The sequence below is a fragment of the Pseudoalteromonas sp. SWXJZ94C genome (genome assembly GCF_015864385.1).
In the GTDB taxonomy this organism is placed as follows: Bacteria; Pseudomonadota; Gammaproteobacteria; order Enterobacterales; family Alteromonadaceae; genus Pseudoalteromonas.
In genome coordinates, this window is record NZ_JADYXF010000159.1 from 1 (window position 1) to 609 (window position 609).

Genomic DNA, 609 nt, shown 5'->3' on the forward strand with positions numbered 1-609 from the left:
GATATATTCTTAACCTAAAAATTAAATTTTATAGCACAGTTTTATTTGTTCAATTAGAGTGGCTGTCTGGTTTAATTGCTATGGTGAATGGTGAATGGTGAATGGTGAATGGTGAATGGTGAATGGCGAAAAATGGAAAGAAAGTGGGCAGAGCATTTGGAAGACGGTAAAGTTGTTGAGGTGGAAATATTGATAGAATATGATGAAAAATGTACTACACCTAAAAGATTTATAGCTAAATCAAAAGTTGATGGAATTCAACAAAAGCCTAAAAAATTCAAAAATTGAGATGAAAATGTTTAAAGAAATAGATGAGGCTTATAATTTCATAGGCCAAGAAATGTACGAGAGACTTCCTGAAGAATGGGATGTCGCCTTTTTAGAAGTAAATATGGATAAGGTTGATGTTGCGATTTCGATTGGCGCTAATTATACCCTTAATAATGTGGTTAGTGTGTTTGATCTAGATGAGAAGAATGGTGTTATAAACTTTTCCGATGTAGATGAAGCTTTCTATGCACTATACAAAATAATGCAAAAGGATGAAGATGATGTGCCTTGGAATAAAGCGCGTTTTGAAATAACTTCTGAAGGTGATTTTTCAATTGA

2 protein-coding genes are annotated in these 609 nt (G+C 33.0%); both read left to right on the plus strand.

Annotation, left to right across the window (positions count from 1 at the left end):
- The first annotated feature begins 108 nt into the window (after window positions 1-108).
- Window positions 109-288 (plus strand): DNA/RNA non-specific endonuclease, encoded by a 180-nt coding sequence (locus I6F65_RS21550; protein ID WP_197114889.1) that lies wholly within the window; start codon window positions 109-111, stop codon window positions 286-288.
- 7 nt (window positions 289-295) lie between these two features.
- On the plus strand, window positions 296-609 hold a 314-nt coding region (locus tag I6F65_RS21555; RefSeq protein ID WP_231613271.1), incomplete at its 3' end, for a hypothetical protein.